Origin of the sequence: Anaeromyxobacter oryzisoli, assembly GCF_022690765.1 — a bacterium.
Taxonomy (GTDB): domain Bacteria; phylum Myxococcota; class Myxococcia; order Myxococcales; family Anaeromyxobacteraceae; genus Anaeromyxobacter; species Anaeromyxobacter oryzisoli.
In genome coordinates this window covers 90526-106102 of sequence record NZ_JALCZA010000001.1, presented here as the reverse complement: position 1 = coordinate 106102, position 15577 = coordinate 90526, and the positions used below count along the sequence as shown (strand labels likewise).

The window sequence follows — 15577 nt, the reverse complement described above, 5'->3', positions numbered from 1 at the left end:
CGGGAGCGGTCGATCCGATGGCGAAATTGCTGGGCATGTCACGAATTGCGCACGCCATGTCGCCCTCCTCCGCCTCGATCATATTGGTCGTGCTCGGCGTCATCGAGGGAGCAGCAGCGCCGATGCGCTTGGCGCCCCGCGCAGCAGACGATTGTGGGCTCCGAAACGTGGCGCTCGGCCGGCCTTACACGTTGAGCCCCGCGCCGACTTACCCGCTTACGACCGACGCCGGCGACTCCACCGATCTGACCGATGGGAAGTACGTGGGCGGCGGGTTCTGGACGGAGAAGGGCGCGGTGGGCTGGATCTCCGCGCGGCCTGCGTCGATCACCATCGATCTCGGAAAGCCGACCGCCATCGGCGGCGCCGCGTTCAGTACCGCGGCGGGGAAAGCCGACGTGCAGTGGCCCGGCGGGCTGTACCTGTTCTGCAGCGCCGACGGCAAGAACTTCGGCTATCTGGGGGATCTCGTCGTCCTCGATCGAGCCAGGGGAGGCGTTCCGCCGGCGAATGGCTTTACGCGATACCGGTTCGAAACGCATGCCCTGAACGCACAGTGCCGCTTCGTGAGGATCATGGTGGACGCCATGGGTCCTTACGTGTTCGTGGACGAAGTCGAGGTGTTCGGAGGCAGCGCAGGAGCAGCACAGGCGCCGGCGATGAGCGAGCCTGACGACGGGACCCTCTACTGGAAGCGACATTCAGCGCGCCGGCTCCGCTCCATGGTCGGCGATCTGTTGACCGACGCCCGGGCTCGTCTGGCCACCGCGAACATCCAGGCCGCAGCCCGTGTCTCGGCCGCAGCTCGGCTAGACGAGCTGGCGCGAAAGATCGCCGCTGCGGGCCCAAACGAGTGGTGGACCGCCAGCGCCACCTACCCGGTCAACGACCTGCACGCGGGAGTCCTCGCGGTCATCGGCTCCGTGGAGCAGCTCGCTGGTGCGCCTGCCCTTCGCGCGTGGGCTGCCAACCCGTGGGATCCGCTCGCCATGACCACGGAGCCGTCCGTCGGGCCCGCGGCCAGTTCGGCGATCACCGTGGCGATGATGGACGGCGAGGTGCGCTCGGCCGCCGTCGACGTGCGCAACTCGTCGGGCGAGCCGCTCCAGGCTCGCATCGACGTGAGCGTGGACGAAGTCTCACCGCCGGCCTGGATCGAGCTGCGCAAGGTCGCGTGGACGGGGGACGCGGAGGGCAAGCCCGTCGCCGCAGCCTTGCAGCCCATCGACCCAGGTCAGGGCTACGCGATCAGCATCCCAGCGGGCACGACCAGCCAGCTGTGGCTGAACCTCGCTCCGGCCGACCTCGCCACCGGTCCTCACCGTGGAATGGTGCGCCTGTCCACGCGAGCAGGCGCCGTCGTGAGCGTTCCGCTCCAGGTCGAGATCCTTCCCGGTCGCATGCCGGCCCGGCGTCGGCTCCACGTCGGTGGCTGGGACTACCTGAACCAGAACGGCGGGACGCCGGGCAGCCCCGACTATCTCCGCCAGATCGCGACGACGCTAGACGCGTACGGCGTGGACCTGCCCTGGGCGACCGCGAGCGCGATGGCGTTCGGACGGTACGACGCCCACGGCCGGATGATCGAGGCACCGGACACGTCCACCTTCGACGAATGGCTGACGCTCTGGCCGAGCGCGGCTCGCTACCGCGTGTTCATCTCGGCCTGTGACCGGCTGGCCGGCCTCGGTCTAGGGACGCCAGCGTTCAGCGAAGCCGTAAAGGAGTGGGCCCAGTTCTGGGCGGCGCATGTCGCCGGGAAGGGCATCGACCCCGGTCGGGTGGATTTGCTGTTCGTGGACGAGCCGAACGGGCGGGAGCTGGCCGAGCGGCAGATCGCCTGGGCGCGCGCGCTCGGGGCGTCCAGCAGCGGTCTTCGGAGCTGGGTCGATCCCGTCTACGCCGACGCCGCCCGGACCCCCGCGGAGCTCGTAGGCACCGCGGACGTCGTATGCGTAAACCGCGGGCTCGCCGATCGAACCGGCGCGCCGTACCGGGCGCTCGCGAGCGTCGTGCTGGCCGCCGGGAAGACCCTCGAGGTCTATGGGACGGATGGGCCTGCGTCGGGGTTGGATCCGTACGTGTACTTCCGGCTGCAGGCCTGGTGGGCCTTCGACCTCGGTGCGACTGCCGTCGGTTTCTGGAGCTTCACGGACGCAGGCCAGGGCAGCGCGTGGCGCGAGTACATCGCTCCCGGTGCCGTCTACTCCCCCCTCTTCCTCGATGGGAGGTCCGTGACGCCGAGCAAGCACCTCGCGGCGATCCGCGAGGGCGTGGAGGACTACGAGTACCTGGCGATGCTGCGCGACGCGATCGCGGCAGCGGCAGCGAGGAGAGGAGCCGACGATCCGGCCCTCGCCCGGGCGCGGGCGGTGCTGGCGTCCGTGGTTCACCGCGTCCTGGAAGCCTCCCGGGTCGACGCCTACACGTGGACCTCGCCGAAGGATCGATCAGTCGCAGATGCTGCTCGGATCGAGGTCGTGGAGGAGGTCCGGCGACTCGCGGCCGATCGACCGGAGTCACCTTGAGCATCGCCGCGACGATGAGCGCCATTCCGCCGAAGCGACCTCAACTCACGTCGAGTAGGCCGTCGGCGACGCCTTCGGGGAGGTCTGTCGGCTCGTCGACCACGAGCTTCCCGTCCCTGACGTGTGCCTTGAGGACTCGCATCGTCTCCTATCCTATCCGGAGGAGGCGTCTCGCTCCGGGGACTCGAGGCGATGCGGCACGCCGACCTCGCCCCACCTGGCGGGCGAGCTCGCGCAACTCAGGTGGCCACGCAGTCGTGATCTCCACACAAGTGGGGACGCTGATGGTGCTGAAGGCGGGCCAGACGTCGCGCGACGCGGCCGTCCGCGCCACCCGATCGATCTCCGACGTAAAGGGCGCATCTTCGGCGCCGTGCTCAACGACCTCGACCCGAGCGACCAAATGCTACGGCCAGTACTACGGGTACTACGGCTCGGCGTCCGACAACGCCGACCCGGTCGCCAGTGAGTAGGCGGGCGCCCGCGCACGACGGCGCGGGAGCGGGGGCGCCGGTGGACGGTTGGTCAGCGTCCGGCGGTCATGAGGTCCAAGATGCGGGAGCCCTGCGCGTGGGCATTCTTCTGCTCGATCACGAAGCGCCTCGCGGCTTCGCCGAAGCGGCGCCGATCGCCGGAAGACATGGCACACACCTCCACGATCTTCCGCGCGAGGTCGGACGGCGAGGCTCCGTCGACCACGAAGAGGTGTTCGAAGTACTCCTCCGGCATGCCGGGAAGGCGACGGACGATCGTCGGGGTGCTCGAGAGGAGGTACTCCATGATCTTCGAGGGAAAGGAGTAGCGCGTGAACTCCCCTTCGTCGCCCCGCGGGTTCACGAGGACGGTCGCCCGTCGCTGCAGCCGGAGCGCCTCGTCCCGCGAAACCAGCCCGAACGCGCGGATCCGCCGGTCTCGGCGGGCGGCCTCGCGCACCTCGGCTTCGGCCTCCCCCGCGCCGCAGATCCAGAGGCGCAGCTCGGGGTCGTCGATCGATTCGAACGCCTGGAGCAGATGGAGGATGCCATAGGCACGTTGCAGGGTCCCGGTATACAGGACGACCTTCCCGTCCCCAGCGGCGTCGGGCCGGGCGTCCAACGGCTGCGCCTCCGCTGGGTTCACGACGCCCTCGACCACGATCCAGGGGCGAGACCCCACCGCGAGCGGCGCCACCATATGGCGCGTGAGCAGGACGAAGCTGTCCACCGAGCTCATGAAGAGCCCCATGAAGCGAGTGTCGATCTTCTTCAGGAACGTGACGTGCCGCTGGTTGTCGGCGGAGAGGTTCATGTGTTGGGGAAGGTCCGGCACCACCAGGCAGACTCTCACCGACGGGTCGATCCGCTTCGCGAGCGCCGCCGCGACGATGAACGGCGTGTGCATCGAGTAGACGACGACGTGTCGCGCTCCCGCCGCCGTCCGTCGCCTCGCCCACCGGCCGGCGTGCGTCGCGAGCGCCACTGTGCGCCACACGTGCTTGACGCCGAAGACGTTCGGGAACGGTACGTTGACGTCGCTCGCTCCGGGCGCGTGGCTCCACCGGCGGCCGCGGATCCAGAAGTCGCGATAGAGGCGCGGCCAGGAGCCGACGAAGACCGCGTTGCCCAGCGCGAGGGGACGCCCATTCGCCGCCTCGAGCCCGGAGATCAGGTTCCACTGGAGCGCATTCGCGGCAAACTGCACGTTCCCGCGGCTGTTCGCGAGGACGTCCGGTTCCTCCGCCTTCGTGAAGACGCCGCCGAGAAAGAGGATGTCGATGGGGGAGCGTTTGCCGGGCGTCTGCACGCGTATTCCGTAGCCGGGGTAGGCGTGTTACATGCAAGGGACCGAAGCGAGGTGAGTCCCGTCGACGGTACCCTCGGGCTTCCTTCCGTGATCGTGAACAGCCTACCATCTCACGCCGGCCCGGAGCGCAGGTCCGCCGGGCCCGTGTGCGCGGTCGGGCGCGACGCGCATCGCCGCCGGTGCGCTCCGCGCGGGAGGTGGGACAGGTGACTGACGGGTCGCCAGGGACCGAGCACATGTCGATCTCCGCGGTCGCGTCTTCGTTCCGGGCGCGGGCGGCTCAGCACCGTGGCGCGATCCGCTCGATCGTCGCCATCGTGGGCGGCAACTCCACCGCCGCGGTGCTGGGGGCGATCGGCGGAGTCCTGGCCGCGCGCTTCGTGGACCCGGAGACGGCGGGACGCTTCCGCTTCTACACGATCCCGCTCATGTACCTGACGTTTCTTCATCTCGGGACCTTCGACGGGCTCAGCCGGCAGATCCCGTTCTACCTGGGGCAGGAGCGACGGGACGAGGTGGACACCGCGGCGTCCGTGGCCGGTGCGTGGAACGTCCTGCTCTCGGTGTTCGTCAGCGGCAACTTCCTGGTTCTGTCCGCGTGGTGCCTCGTTCGGCGCGACGTCTTCGGGGCGCTCGGCTGGGCGTCTCAAGCGCTCGTGGTCTGGTGGGTGTTCTACGGTGGGTACCTGTCGGCCACCTACAGGACCATCGACCACTTCGTGGGGATGGCGCGTATCCAGACCACGCAGGCTCTGCTCTCCTTCGGGTTCGTGTTCACGCTGCCAGTGCTCGGCTTCGGCGGACTCTGCCTGCGTTCGGCCGTCCCCTCGATCTGTGGGACGTGGCTTCTTCACCGAGAGCGGCCGCTGAGGATCCGGCTCGCTCTTCGGCTGAATCACTTCCGGGATCTCGTCCGCGTCGGCCTGCCGTTCTGCTTATGGGGATCGCTCTACACCTCGCTGTGGAACGCCGTGGAGAACACGCTGATGCTCGCCCTCGGGGGAACCCGGGGGCTGGGGCTCTTCACTGTGGCCGTGATGATGCGCGAGGGGATCTGCATCCTTCCCCAAGCCGTCAGCCAGGTCCTGACTCCTCGCATCGTCCAGAAGTACGGGCGGGAAGGGCACCTCGGCTCCGCGAGCCAGATCGCATACCGCGTCGTCCCGCCGCTCGCGCTGGGGATGGTCGTCGTCGTATTCGGCGTCTCATGGGTTCTCGATGCGTTCGTGCCGACGTTTATTCCGACGTATGCGGACGGCCTCCCCCTCATGAAGGTGTCGCTCTGGTTCGGCGTAGTCCAGGCGGTGGCCGTACCCGCCAACGCCCTCATCGCTTCGGGCAGGAGTTGGAGCGTCGGACGGGGCGTCCTCGCGGGCATGGCCGTCTTTCCCCTCGTGACGCTCGCGCTCGTCCACGTCACGGGTGGCGTCGTGGCCGTCGCGGCCGGATCGCTCGCCGGGAAGGCGGTGCGCGCCGCGGTGGGGTATTTCGACCTGCGCCGGCTGGTGCTCGAGGAGGGGCGATGACGACGGCGATCGGCGCGCCGCCCGAGGCGCGGGCAATCGCGGCGCACAGGGCCGAGCGAACCGCGGCGCAGGCCGCGCTGGCCGTCGGGCTCGCCTTCGACGCCGCGTCGCTCTTCGTGGCGAATCCGTACGTTGTCGACGCGCTGACGGCCATCGTCGTCGGGTTCGCCGTCGTGCGCTGGCGCAACCGGCGGCTGGCGTGGATCGCGCTCGCGTCGGCATTGGCCGCCAACCCGGTGAACCTCTCGGCCTCCATCGCCTGCAACCTCCTCGTCGCCGCGGCCGTGTTCCTGCTCGACATGCCGCAGTTGCTGAGGCTGCCGCGGTGGAACCTGGCGGCGATCGTCCTCGCGCTGCTCGCGGTCGTCTTCAGCGTCTTCTCCTGGGAGCTGGCGCCCGGGCTCGACGCGGTCTTCACGCAGGTCGCGGCCATCGCCAACTACGTCCTCGGACCGCTGCTCCTGCTCCCGGTTCTCTATTCGAGGATCGCCTCCGAGGAGGACGGAGCGTACCGGATCCGGGGTCTCCTCCTGTGGCTCTTGCTGCCGTCGATCGTTCTTGTCGTGCTCGCGCGCGTTGTCGGAAACCCCGTCGCAGATCCGGTCGCGCTGGAGGTCGAGTACCGAATCTCGTGGGTCTACCGGCTCTGGAACGTGGAGGTCACGCTGACGCGGACGCAGGTCGGGATCATCCTGGCGGTGATCCTGTGCGCGGCGATCGCCGTGATCGTCTTGGCCGGTCGGGGTTGGGTGCGCTGGGGGGCGATGGGCATTGCGTCGGCCGCGGGCGCCATGATCCTCGTGACCGGCAGCGTCGGCAGTGCCATCGCGGCGTTTCTCGGGCTCCTGGCCATCGTGGTCGTCGCGAGGCGGAAGGTCGGAATAGGTGAGTACGTGACCACGGGCCTGCTCATCGGCGCGGTCGTGGCGGCGGGGTGGCGGCTGGTCCCGAACACGCTGACGGAGTACCTCGGTTCGCGCTACGAAGAGCGCTTCGGCGAGAGCGCGGGAATCGGCGCGTCGGATCGCACCGAACGGTGGTCCCTCGCGGCGAGCTACGCCCTAGCCAATCCCACCGGCGTGGGCTGGTCCCTCTACGTCGAGCCGATCGGCACCTATCCGCACAACGACTTCCTCGCCTACTCGATCGGATACGGGCTGCTGGCAGGGGCCGTCTACCTGTTCGTGGTATGCCGCCTCTGGTGGCGGTTCGCGTGGGGACCACGGAAGGCCTGGGACCGATCTCGCTTCGCCCTCGGCCTGGCCGGACTGGGCGCCGTCTCGGTCCTCCTCGTCAACTCGATGTCGGACCACCTGACGGCCAACCGATGGTATTTCAACGTGGTCTGGTCGGTGATCTGGTACTGCTACTTCGCGAGCCAGCCCCGTGCCCCCGAAAGCTCCGTGGCGCGCGGCTTCGGGTACGAAGGGGGTGGGCTTCGTGAGTGATCTCGCGCTGGTCGTCATCGGTTACGATCGTCCTAACGCATTGTCACGCCTCCTCGGATCCCTCGCCCGGGTCGCATTCGACGGCGCCCGCGTTCCGCTCATCATCAGCATCGATCGCTCGGGGTCCGACGCCGTGCAGCGCGTGGCGGACGCCTTCAGCTGGGAGCACGGGGAGAAGATCGTCCGGACCTTCCCCGAGCGGCTCGGACTGAAGCAGCACGTCCTCGCGTGCGGCGACCTGACCCGCGATCACGAGCACCTGATCGTCCTCGAGGACGATCTCTACGTCTCCCGGAACCTTCACCGGTTCGCGCGGCAGGCGATCGCTTTCTACCGGAACGACGCTCGCGTCGCGGGAATCGCGCTCTACAGCCACCTGTGGCACGTCGGGTGCCACCGGCCGTTTCTCCCGCTGGACGATCCATTCGACGCCTACTTCATGCAGTACGCGTGCTCGTGGGGGCAGATCTGGTCTCGGGAGCGGTGGGCCGAGTTCCGCGAATGGTATGGCCGCCGGGGCGACGACCCGGATCCCGGCCCCCGCGTGCCGCGCTACGTCGCTCGGTGGTCGGATCGCTCCTGGCTGAAGCACCACATCCGCTTCTGCGCCGAGACAGGCCGGTACTTCGCGTATCCGCGGGTGGCCCTCGCGACCAACTTCAGCGACGCGGGGCAGCACAGCGGCGGCGGGGAGAACGGGTACCAGGTGCCGCTCCAGGAGCCGTACGAGAAGGCCTATCGCTTCCCGTCCCTGGAGGAGTCGAGCGCGGTCTATGACGCGTTTTTCGAGCCGGTCGGGATGGCTGACGCCCTGAAGTTGAAGCCGGAGGAGCTCTGCATCGACCTCTATGGCCTCAAGGGGAACCTCGAGGGGCGGAGGTACTGGTTGACGCAGGAGGCGGCTGAGCACGAGATCGTGCGGTCGTTCGGCCTCGCGATGCGGCCGCACGAGGCCAACGTCCTTCACGAGGTCCCGGGTGCGGAGATCCGGCTCTACGATACCGCGCGCCGGGCTGCGTTCCCGATCGCAGGGGCCGGCGACCTTCGGGACGCACGGGTGAAGTACGACGTTCGAAACCTCTCCTATCGCCTCCTCCTGAGGTACTCCGTGCGCCTCGCGGCGAAGCGGGCCTGGGCGAAGCTGACGAGGAGGAAGTGATGGGGCTTCCGCAGATCGGGAAGCGCCTCGTGAAGTGGGCCAAGTTCTCCGTCCTCGGCCGCGGGCGCGGGATCCGGATCGGACGGAACTGCCAGATCGGCTTCCGAAGCGAGCTGGAAGGCCGGAACACGATCCTTGAGGGGACGGCGTTCAACGGGCGTCTCGGGTACGCGACGTACCTGGGTCGGAACTGCCAGATCGACGGTTCGATCGGTCGCTTCTGCTCGATCTCGTCCGAGGTGGTGACGATCCCTGGCAGGCACCCGACTTCGCGGTTCGTCTCGACGCACCCGGCCTTCTATTCGCTCCTCCGGCAGTCTGGTTTCACCTACGCGCGGGCCCAGCTCTTCGAGGAGCGCCGGTTTGCCGACGCGGCGGAGCGGTTCGGAGTCGTCGTCGGAAGCGACGTGCTCATCAGCTTCGGGGTGAAGCTCCTCGAAGGCGTCACGGTGGGCCACGGCGCCGTGCTCGGCGCAGGCGCACTCGTGACGTCGGACGTCGAGCCCTACGCAATCTACGCCGGGGTCCCCGCGAGGAAGATCGGGCAGCGTTTCGACCGCGAGATCGTTCGACGTCTCCTGGAATCCCGGTGGTGGGACCGGGGTCCGGAGTGGATTGAGGGCCATGCGCCGCTCTTCACGGACGTCGAGCGGTTTCTCGCGGCCTGCGAGGCCGAGGTACCCGTCGCGAAGACGGGCGGTTCCTAGGTGGGGCGCAGCTAGGGCACGGGCTAGCGCGGGTGCGCCCCCCGGCCGCGTTGGGCTGTCTCCTCGGCTGCGGACGTGGATCGAGGACTTCAAACACGAGGCCCTGTTCGTCCGGGGGTGCGGCTTCTCCTGCATGCGGCTCCCGATGATGATTCGCGCCACCTACGGCACGCCCATTCACTTCGACGTGGTCGATGACTGGGTGATGCACCTGTACCGCGGGGTGTGGACCGGACCGCTGATGAACGGAATCGTACAGCGCACGTTCCGTCACCTTGTCCGCGCGCGCGCTCGTCGCTCGCCCGATGATGTTGTTGTGACCAGCTAATCGAGGGAGTCAAGGCGACGTGGTAGGCCTGCGGGATATCGAGTTGAGGAGATCGAGCGGTCTGGGGAGGAGTACACGCTGTCAATCCGCGTCCAGCCCTGCGAGGGAAGTCCAGCGTCTGTAGGGATCGGGACGTTGACTGCCGGCTGCGGAGCGGGCTAGCGTCGGGCAACGCGCAGCGGCGGTCAGCTTATCCCTCCTGTATGTCGTCAACGAACACGGCTCCCACATGTTCACCGGCAAGACCCTCCTCATCACCGGCGGCACCGGCACCTTCGGCAACGCCGTCCTGCGCCGCTTCCTCGCGACCGAGATCAAGGAGATCCGGGTCTTCAGCCGCGACGAGAAGAAGCAGGACGACATGCGGAAGGCGTACGCGAACCCGAAGCTGCGCTTCTACATCGGGGACGTGCGGAACGAGAGCAGCCTCCGCGACGCGATGGCGGGCGTGGACTACGTCTTCCACGCGGCGGCGCTGAAACAGGTGCCGTCCTGCGAGTTCTTCCCGCTCGAGGCGCTCCGCACGAACTCCCTCGGCACCGAGAACGTGCTGAACGAGGCGATCCACGCGGGCGTCCAGCGGGTGATCGTCCTCAGCACGGACAAGGCGGTCTACCCCATCAACGCGATGGGGATCTCCAAGGCCATGATGGAGAAGCTCGCGATCGCGAAGGCGCGCGTCGCGAGTGGGAGCCCGACCATCTGCGTCACCCGCTACGGCAACGTCATGGCGAGCCGCGGGTCGGTCATCCCGCTCTTCATCCAGCAGATCCAGTCCGGGAAGCCGCTCACCGTCACCGACCCGGCGATGACCCGCTTCATGATGAGCATCGACGACGCCGTCGATCTGGTGCTCTACGCCTTCCGGCACGGCGAGGCCGGCGACATCTTCGTCCAGAAGGCCGCCTCCGCCACCATCGAGACGCTGGCCCTCGCGGTGAAGAAGCTCCTCAAGGCCGACAACCCGGTGGACGTCATCGGCACGCGCCACGGCGAGAAGCTGTACGAGACGCTCCTCACGCGCGAGGAGCGGATCCGCGCCGAGGACCTCGGCGGCTACTTCCGCGTCCCCGCGGACAACCGCGACCTGAACTACGCGCTCTACTTCAGCGAGGGGAAGCAGGACGTCTCCCGGAAGGAAGACTACAACTCTCACAACGTGCCGCTCGCCGACGTGAGCCTCATGTGCGACCTGCTCCTCAAGCTCGACTGCGTCCAGCGGGCGATGCGCGGCGAGAAGGTCGAGGCTTGACCGTGAACGTGCTCGTGACGGGGGCCGCCGGCTTCCTCGGCAAGAACCTGGTCGCCGCGCTCGGGGCGAGGAAGGACGTCGAGCTGGTCGAGGTGGACGTGGGTACGCCCGCGGGCGTGCTGGACGCGGCCCTCGACAAGGCGGACGTCGTCTTCCACCTCGCCGGCGTGAACCGCCCGGAGAAGGTGGAGGAGTTCGCGACGGGCAACGCGGGGCTCACCGAGGAGCTCTGCGCGGCGCTGGAGCGCAAGGGGCGCCGGCCGAAGCTCGTCCTCTCCTCGTCGATCCAGGCGGAGCGCGACAACCCGTACGGTCAGAGCAAGCGCGCCGCGGAGCTGGTGCTCCAGCGCTTCGGCGACCGCACCGGCGCGGAGGCGGTGGTCTACCGGCTCAAGAACCTCTTCGGGAAGTGGTGCCGCCCCAACTACAACTCGGTGACGGCCACCTTCTGCCACAACCTCGCGCACGACCTTCCGATCCGGATCTCGGATCCGGCCGCGGTGGTGGACCTCACCTACGTGGACGACGTGGTGCAGGCGTTCCTGGGCGAGCTTGACCCGCCGCCACGCCCCGGGTTCCGCTTCGCCGAGCCGCTCGCCTCGCACGAGGTTTCGCTCGGCGAACTCGCCGAGACGATCAGCGGCTTCCGCGCACACCGGAAGACCCTCCGCCTCCCCGACTACTCGAGCCCGTTCGTGCGGGCGCTCTACGCGACGTACCTCTCGTACGTCGAGCCGGGCGAGCACGGGTACCAGCTCGACATCAAGGCGGACGCCCGCGGCAGCCTCGCGGAGTTCATCAAGTCGCCGCACTTCGGCCAGATCTTCATCTCGCGCACGAAGCCCGGCATCACGCGCGGGAACCATTACCACCACACCAAGACCGAGAAGTTCCTGGTGGTGCAGGGCGAGGGGCTGATCCGGCTCCGCCAGATCAACGGCACGGATGTCGTCGAGTTCCCAGTGCGTGGCGAGGACTACCGCGTGGTGGACATCCCGCCGGGCTACACCCACTCGATCGAGAACGTCGGCGCGGGGGAGATGGTGACGCTCTTCTGGTCGAGCGAGGTGTTCGACCCGGCGAGGGCCGACACGATCTTCGACCCCGTCCTGCCGCCGGCGAGGGAGTCGCGATGAAGGTGATGACGGTGGTGGGGACGCGGCCGGAGATCATCCGGCTCTCGCGCGTCATGGCGGCGCTGGACCGCCACGTCGAGCACGTGATCGTCCACACCGGGCAGAACTACGACTACGAGCTGAACCAGATCTTCTTCGACGACCTGGAGCTCCGGAAGCCCGATCACTTCCTCGCCGCCGCGGGCGCGAGCGGCGCCGAGACGGTGGGGAACGTCATCGCGAAGGTGGACGCGGTGCTGGCGGAGGTGAAGCCGGACGCGCTCCTCATCCTCGGCGACACGAACAGCTGCCTCGCGGCCTACCCGGCGAAGCGCCGGAAGATCCCGGTCTTCCACATGGAGGCGGGGAACCGCTGCTTCGACCAGCGCGTCCCCGAGGAGATCAACCGGAAGATCGTCGATCACATCAGCGACGTGAACATGCCGTACAGCAGCATCAGCCGCGAGTACCTGCTCGCGGAGGGGCTGCCGCCGGACCGGGTGATCAAGACGGGCAGCCCGATGCGCGAGGTGCTCGAGCACTACGCCCCCAAGATCCAGCGGTCGGACGTCCTCGCGCGGCTCGGGCTCGCCGCGGGCCAGTACTTCGTGATGAGCGCCCACCGCGAGGAGAACATCGACTCGCCCGAGCAGTTCCGGAAGCTCGTCGAGGTGCTGAACGGCCTCGCCTCGACGTACAAGCTCCGGGTCGTCGTCTCGACGCACCCGCGCACGCGCAAGCGCATGGACGCCGAGAAGGTGACGCTCGATCCGCTCGTCGAGCTGCAGAAGCCGCTCGGCTTCTCGGACTACGTCCACCTCCAGACGCACGCGAAGGCGGTGCTCTCCGACAGCGGGACCATCACCGAGGAGAGCTCGATCCTGAACTTCCCCGCCCTCAACATCCGGAACGCCCACGAGCGGCCGGAGGGGTTCGAGGAGGGCGCGGTGATGATGACCGGGCTCGAGTGGCCGGTGATCCGCGATGCGCTCGGCGTGCTCGAAGGCCAGCCGCGCGGCGACGAGCGGCTGCTGCGGATGATCGCCGACTACGCTCCCACGAACGTGAGCGACAAGGTCGTCCGGATCATCCTGAGCTACACCGCGTACGTGAACCGGGTCGTCTGGCGCAAGGCGTAGGCGTTCCGGGCCCGGCGCCGGGACGCGATGTGCCGTCTTCGTCAGGTCGGCCCGATCGCGGGGTCGGCCGCGCCGACCTGGAGCGCGTCGTGGAGCAGCCGCTCGAGCTCGTCCACGCAGCGCTCGCGCGAGAAGTGTCGCGCCGAGTAGGCGCGCCCACGCTCGCCCATCGCGGCGCGCTCCGCGGCGGGCAGGCTCTTCATCCGCCGCGCGAGCTCCGCGAGGGCGGCGGGATCGCCCGCCGGCGCGGTGAGCCCGGCGCCGGCCTCCTCGATGACCCGGGCCCCCTCGCCGTCGATCGACCCGAGGATCGGGCGGCCCGCGGCGAGGTAGGACTGGACCTTCGCCGGGATGGTGAGCGCCATCGTGTCGTCGCGCTTCAGGCTCACCAGCATCGCCCCGGCCTTCGCGAAGAACGCGGGCATCTCCTCGGCAGGGTGCCGCCCGAGCAGGAAGATCCGATCCTGCAGGCCGCGCCGCGACACCTCCGTCTCGAGCCACTCGCGCTGCGAGCCGTCGCCGACGAAGACCCACCGGATCTCGGGGTCGTCCCGCACCTGCTCCGCGGCCGCGACGACCGTCTCGAGCGCCTGCACGCGCCCGAGGTTCCCCGCGAACATGATCGGGAAGCCGGAGGCCCACCGGGGCGCCGCGAGCGCGGGGCCCTTCGCCCGCTCGCCGAAGAAGTCCTCCGCCCACTGCGGGAGGTAGCTGAACCGCCAGCCCGGCACGCCGAGCGCCTCGAGCCGCGCACGGAACGCGCGGCTCGTGCCCGCGATCCGATCGCAGCGGCGGTAGAGCCAGGCGGAGATCGCCCGCGCCGCCGCGTAGAGCAGGCGGGAGCGGCCGAAGCCGGTGGACGCGACGCTCTCCGGCCACAGGTCCTGCACCCAGATCGCGACCGGGGTGCCGTAGAGGGCCCGCATCACGACGGCCGGCAGGATCGCCGTCACGGGGCTGAGCTGGAACACGAACACGACGTCCCAGCGCCTGCGGCCGAGAGAGAGCGCCTTCCAGGACGCGGTGACGGCGAACGAGAGGTAGTTGAGGAGCAGGCGGATCGCGCCGCCCGCGCCCCGGGGAACGAGCGGGACGCGCGTGATCGCGATCCCCTCGTGCTCCTCGTGGAAGGGACCGCGGGCGCCGTATCCCGCGTAGAACCGGCCGGCGGGGTAGTTCGGGAGGCCGGTGAGGACCTCGACCTCGTGCCCGCGCGCCTTCAGATCGGCGGCGACGCGCGCGACGCGGAACGGCTCCGGCCAGTAGTAGGGGCAGACGAGCAGGATCCGCATGCCGTGGGTACGGTAGGGCACCGGCCGGAAAGCAGTCAATTCGCGGTCGCACGCGCCGCGCGCCCGAAGCGTCCGCGCACGCGGCGCGGTCGTTCAACTCCGGGTCGCCATCTGGTAGCGTTCGGGTCCCGCCGCCACGGTGGCAGCCGGGCCGGAGGACGACGTCGATGAGGAGCTGGGATCTCGGGATCGCGGGGGCCGTCCTGGTTGCGTCGTTCGCGATCACGTGGCTCGTTCGCGAGGTCGCGCTCCGCCGACAGCTCCTCGATCGTCCCAACGAGCGGAGCGCGCACGTCCGCCCGACGCCGCGCCTCGGCGGCATCGGCATCATGGCCGCGTTCCTCCCCGCCGCGACCGCGATCGTGCTGCTCTCCGGCGGCGGTGCTCGGGCGCTCGTCGTCGTCGCGGCGACCACGGTGATCTCGGCGCTCGGCCTGGTGGACGATCTCCACCCGCTGCCCGCGCGCTGGCGCTTCGGCGTGCAGCTCGCCGCGGCGTCGGTGGTCGTCGGCGTGAACCTCGAGACCGTGCGCGCCGCCTGGACCCTGGTGCCTTTGCCGGTGTGGCTGCTCGTCCCGATGTCCGTCCTCTGGATCGTGTGGGTGACGAACCTCTACAACTTCATGGACGGCATCGACGGGTTCGCCGGCGGCCAGGCGGTGATCGCCGGCGCGGCGATCACCGCGGTGGCGGCCGGCAACGGGGCGGGGATGCAGGCGGGGCTCGCGCTCGCCCTGGTCGCGGCGGCGCTGGGCTTCCTGCTCCTCAATTTCCCGCCGGCGTCGATTTTCATGGGCGACGTCGGCTCCACCGCGATCGGCTTCTTCCTCGCCTCCATGCCGTTCCTGCCGGGCAGCGCGGCGCTTCCGGTGGAGGTGATCGGGCTCGCCATCGGCCTGTTCGTGCTGGACGCGACGACCACGCTCGTCCGCCGGCTCTCGCGCGGCGAGCGCTTCTTCGAGGCCCACCGGACGCACCTGTACCAGCGCCCGCTCGCGCTGGGCGTCCCGCACGCGACGATCACGCTCGCCGCTTACCCGGGGATGGCCGCGGTCGCCGCCTTCGCGCTCGCGTACGGCGCGGCGGGCCGGGGCGGGCGCGCGATGCTGATCGTCGCCGCTGTGGGAGTGTTCCTGGGGTACGTGGGCGTGGTCACGTCGCTCGAGCGCCGAAGCGCCGCGGCGGGCGAGCCAAGCAACCATCCGTGAACGCCGCCAGACGTCGCCTTTGTAGGTGGATCTCGGGGCTCGTCATCCCCGGTGGCGTTTGATAGCCTACGTGGCCGTGCCGGGGACGGGGGT

The 15577-nt window shown here is 69.2% G+C and carries 13 protein-coding genes; 11 read left to right on the top strand and 2 right to left on the bottom strand.

Annotated features, from left to right (window positions below):
* The first annotated feature begins 17 nt into the window (after positions 1–17).
* A complete protein-coding gene (locus MNZ27_RS00475) occupies positions 18–2528 on the top strand; it encodes a hypothetical protein (protein ID WP_242392049.1) in 2511 nt (836 codons plus the stop codon).
* A gap of 257 nt (positions 2529–2785) precedes the next feature.
* Positions 2786–3001: a hypothetical protein gene (locus tag MNZ27_RS00470; protein ID WP_242392048.1), complete on the top strand. Its 216-nt coding sequence runs from the start codon at positions 2786–2788 to the stop codon at positions 2999–3001.
* Between the two features lie 52 nt (positions 3002–3053).
* Here MNZ27_RS00470 and MNZ27_RS23830 read toward each other — a convergent pair whose 3' ends face one another.
* A complete protein-coding gene (locus MNZ27_RS23830; protein ID WP_242392047.1) occupies positions 3054–4310 on the bottom strand; it encodes a glycosyltransferase in 1257 nt (418 codons plus the stop codon).
* 206 nt (positions 4311–4516) lie between these two features.
* Here MNZ27_RS23830 and MNZ27_RS00460 point away from each other — a divergent pair, with 206 nt between their 5' ends.
* The 8 genes from MNZ27_RS00460 to wecB all read left to right on the top strand — a co-directional run bounded on the left by MNZ27_RS00460 (position 4517) and on the right by wecB (position 12984).
* Positions 4517–5836 carry a lipopolysaccharide biosynthesis protein gene (locus tag MNZ27_RS00460; RefSeq protein WP_242392046.1) on the top strand — a complete coding sequence of 440 codons (1320 nt, stop codon included), beginning with the start codon at positions 4517–4519 and terminating at the stop codon, positions 5834–5836.
* Positions 5833–7284 (top strand): O-antigen ligase family protein, encoded by a 1452-nt coding sequence (locus MNZ27_RS00455; protein WP_242392045.1) that lies wholly within the window; start codon positions 5833–5835, stop codon positions 7282–7284. The genes MNZ27_RS00460 and MNZ27_RS00455 overlap by 4 nt, the downstream gene beginning before the upstream one ends.
* Complete coding sequence (locus tag MNZ27_RS00450) at positions 7268–8443, top strand: glycosyltransferase family protein (protein WP_242392044.1); 1176 nt, start codon at positions 7268–7270, stop codon at positions 8441–8443. Before MNZ27_RS00455 ends, MNZ27_RS00450 begins: the two co-directional genes overlap by 17 nt.
* The gene (locus MNZ27_RS00445) at positions 8443–9150 is read left to right on the top strand and encodes a CatB-related O-acetyltransferase (RefSeq protein WP_242392043.1); all 708 of its coding nucleotides are present in this window, start codon (positions 8443–8445) and stop codon (positions 9148–9150) included. Before MNZ27_RS00450 ends, MNZ27_RS00445 begins: the two co-directional genes overlap by 1 nt.
* A 133-nt stretch (positions 9151–9283) precedes the next feature.
* Positions 9284–9478, top strand: a complete 195-nt coding sequence (locus MNZ27_RS00440; protein ID WP_242392042.1) for a hypothetical protein — start codon at positions 9284–9286, stop codon at positions 9476–9478.
* Between the two features lie 229 nt (positions 9479–9707).
* Positions 9708–10730 (top strand): polysaccharide biosynthesis protein, encoded by a 1023-nt coding sequence (locus MNZ27_RS00435; RefSeq protein ID WP_242392041.1) that lies wholly within the window; start codon positions 9708–9710, stop codon positions 10728–10730.
* Positions 10731–10732: 2 nt separating this feature from the next.
* The gene (locus MNZ27_RS00430) at positions 10733–11866 is read left to right on the top strand and encodes a polysaccharide biosynthesis C-terminal domain-containing protein (RefSeq protein WP_242392097.1); all 1134 of its coding nucleotides are present in this window, start codon (positions 10733–10735) and stop codon (positions 11864–11866) included.
* Positions 11863–12984: a non-hydrolyzing UDP-N-acetylglucosamine 2-epimerase gene (gene wecB, locus MNZ27_RS00425; RefSeq protein WP_242392040.1), complete on the top strand. Its 1122-nt coding sequence runs from the start codon at positions 11863–11865 to the stop codon at positions 12982–12984. The genes MNZ27_RS00430 and wecB overlap by 4 nt, the downstream gene beginning before the upstream one ends.
* Positions 12985–13025: 41 nt before the next feature.
* Here the strand turns inward: wecB and MNZ27_RS00420 are convergent, their stop codons facing one another.
* Positions 13026–14276, bottom strand: a complete 1251-nt coding sequence (locus MNZ27_RS00420; protein WP_242392039.1) for a glycosyltransferase family 4 protein — start codon at positions 14274–14276, stop codon at positions 13026–13028.
* Positions 14277–14443: 167 nt separating this feature from the next.
* On the opposite strand from MNZ27_RS00420, the gene MNZ27_RS00415 reads away from it, so the two are divergent.
* Entirely contained in the window at positions 14444–15484 is a 1041-nt protein-coding gene (locus tag MNZ27_RS00415) for an MraY family glycosyltransferase (RefSeq protein ID WP_242392038.1), read from the top strand.
* The last annotated feature ends 93 nt before the right edge of the window (positions 15485–15577 follow it).

Excerpts from the sequence above, each read along its gene's own strand:
- MNZ27_RS00475 (WP_242392049.1), top strand. The coding sequence starts at position 18 with ATGGCGAAATTGCTGGGCATGTCACGAATTGCGCACGCCATGTCGCCC.
- MNZ27_RS00455 (WP_242392045.1), top strand. The coding sequence starts at position 5,833 with ATGACGACGGCGATCGGCGCGCCGCCCGAGGCGCGGGCAATCGCGGCG.
- MNZ27_RS00445 (WP_242392043.1), top strand. The coding sequence starts at position 8,443 with ATGGGGCTTCCGCAGATCGGGAAGCGCCTCGTGAAGTGGGCCAAGTTC.
- MNZ27_RS00440 (WP_242392042.1), top strand. The coding sequence starts at position 9,284 with ATGCGGCTCCCGATGATGATTCGCGCCACCTACGGCACGCCCATTCAC.
- MNZ27_RS00435 (WP_242392041.1), top strand. The coding sequence starts at position 9,708 with ATGTTCACCGGCAAGACCCTCCTCATCACCGGCGGCACCGGCACCTTC.
- wecB (WP_242392040.1), top strand. The coding sequence starts at position 11,863 with ATGAAGGTGATGACGGTGGTGGGGACGCGGCCGGAGATCATCCGGCTC.
- MNZ27_RS00420 (WP_242392039.1), bottom strand. The coding sequence starts at position 14,276 with ATGCGGATCCTGCTCGTCTGCCCCTACTACTGGCCGGAGCCGTTCCGC.
- MNZ27_RS00415 (WP_242392038.1), top strand. The coding sequence starts at position 14,444 with ATGAGGAGCTGGGATCTCGGGATCGCGGGGGCCGTCCTGGTTGCGTCG.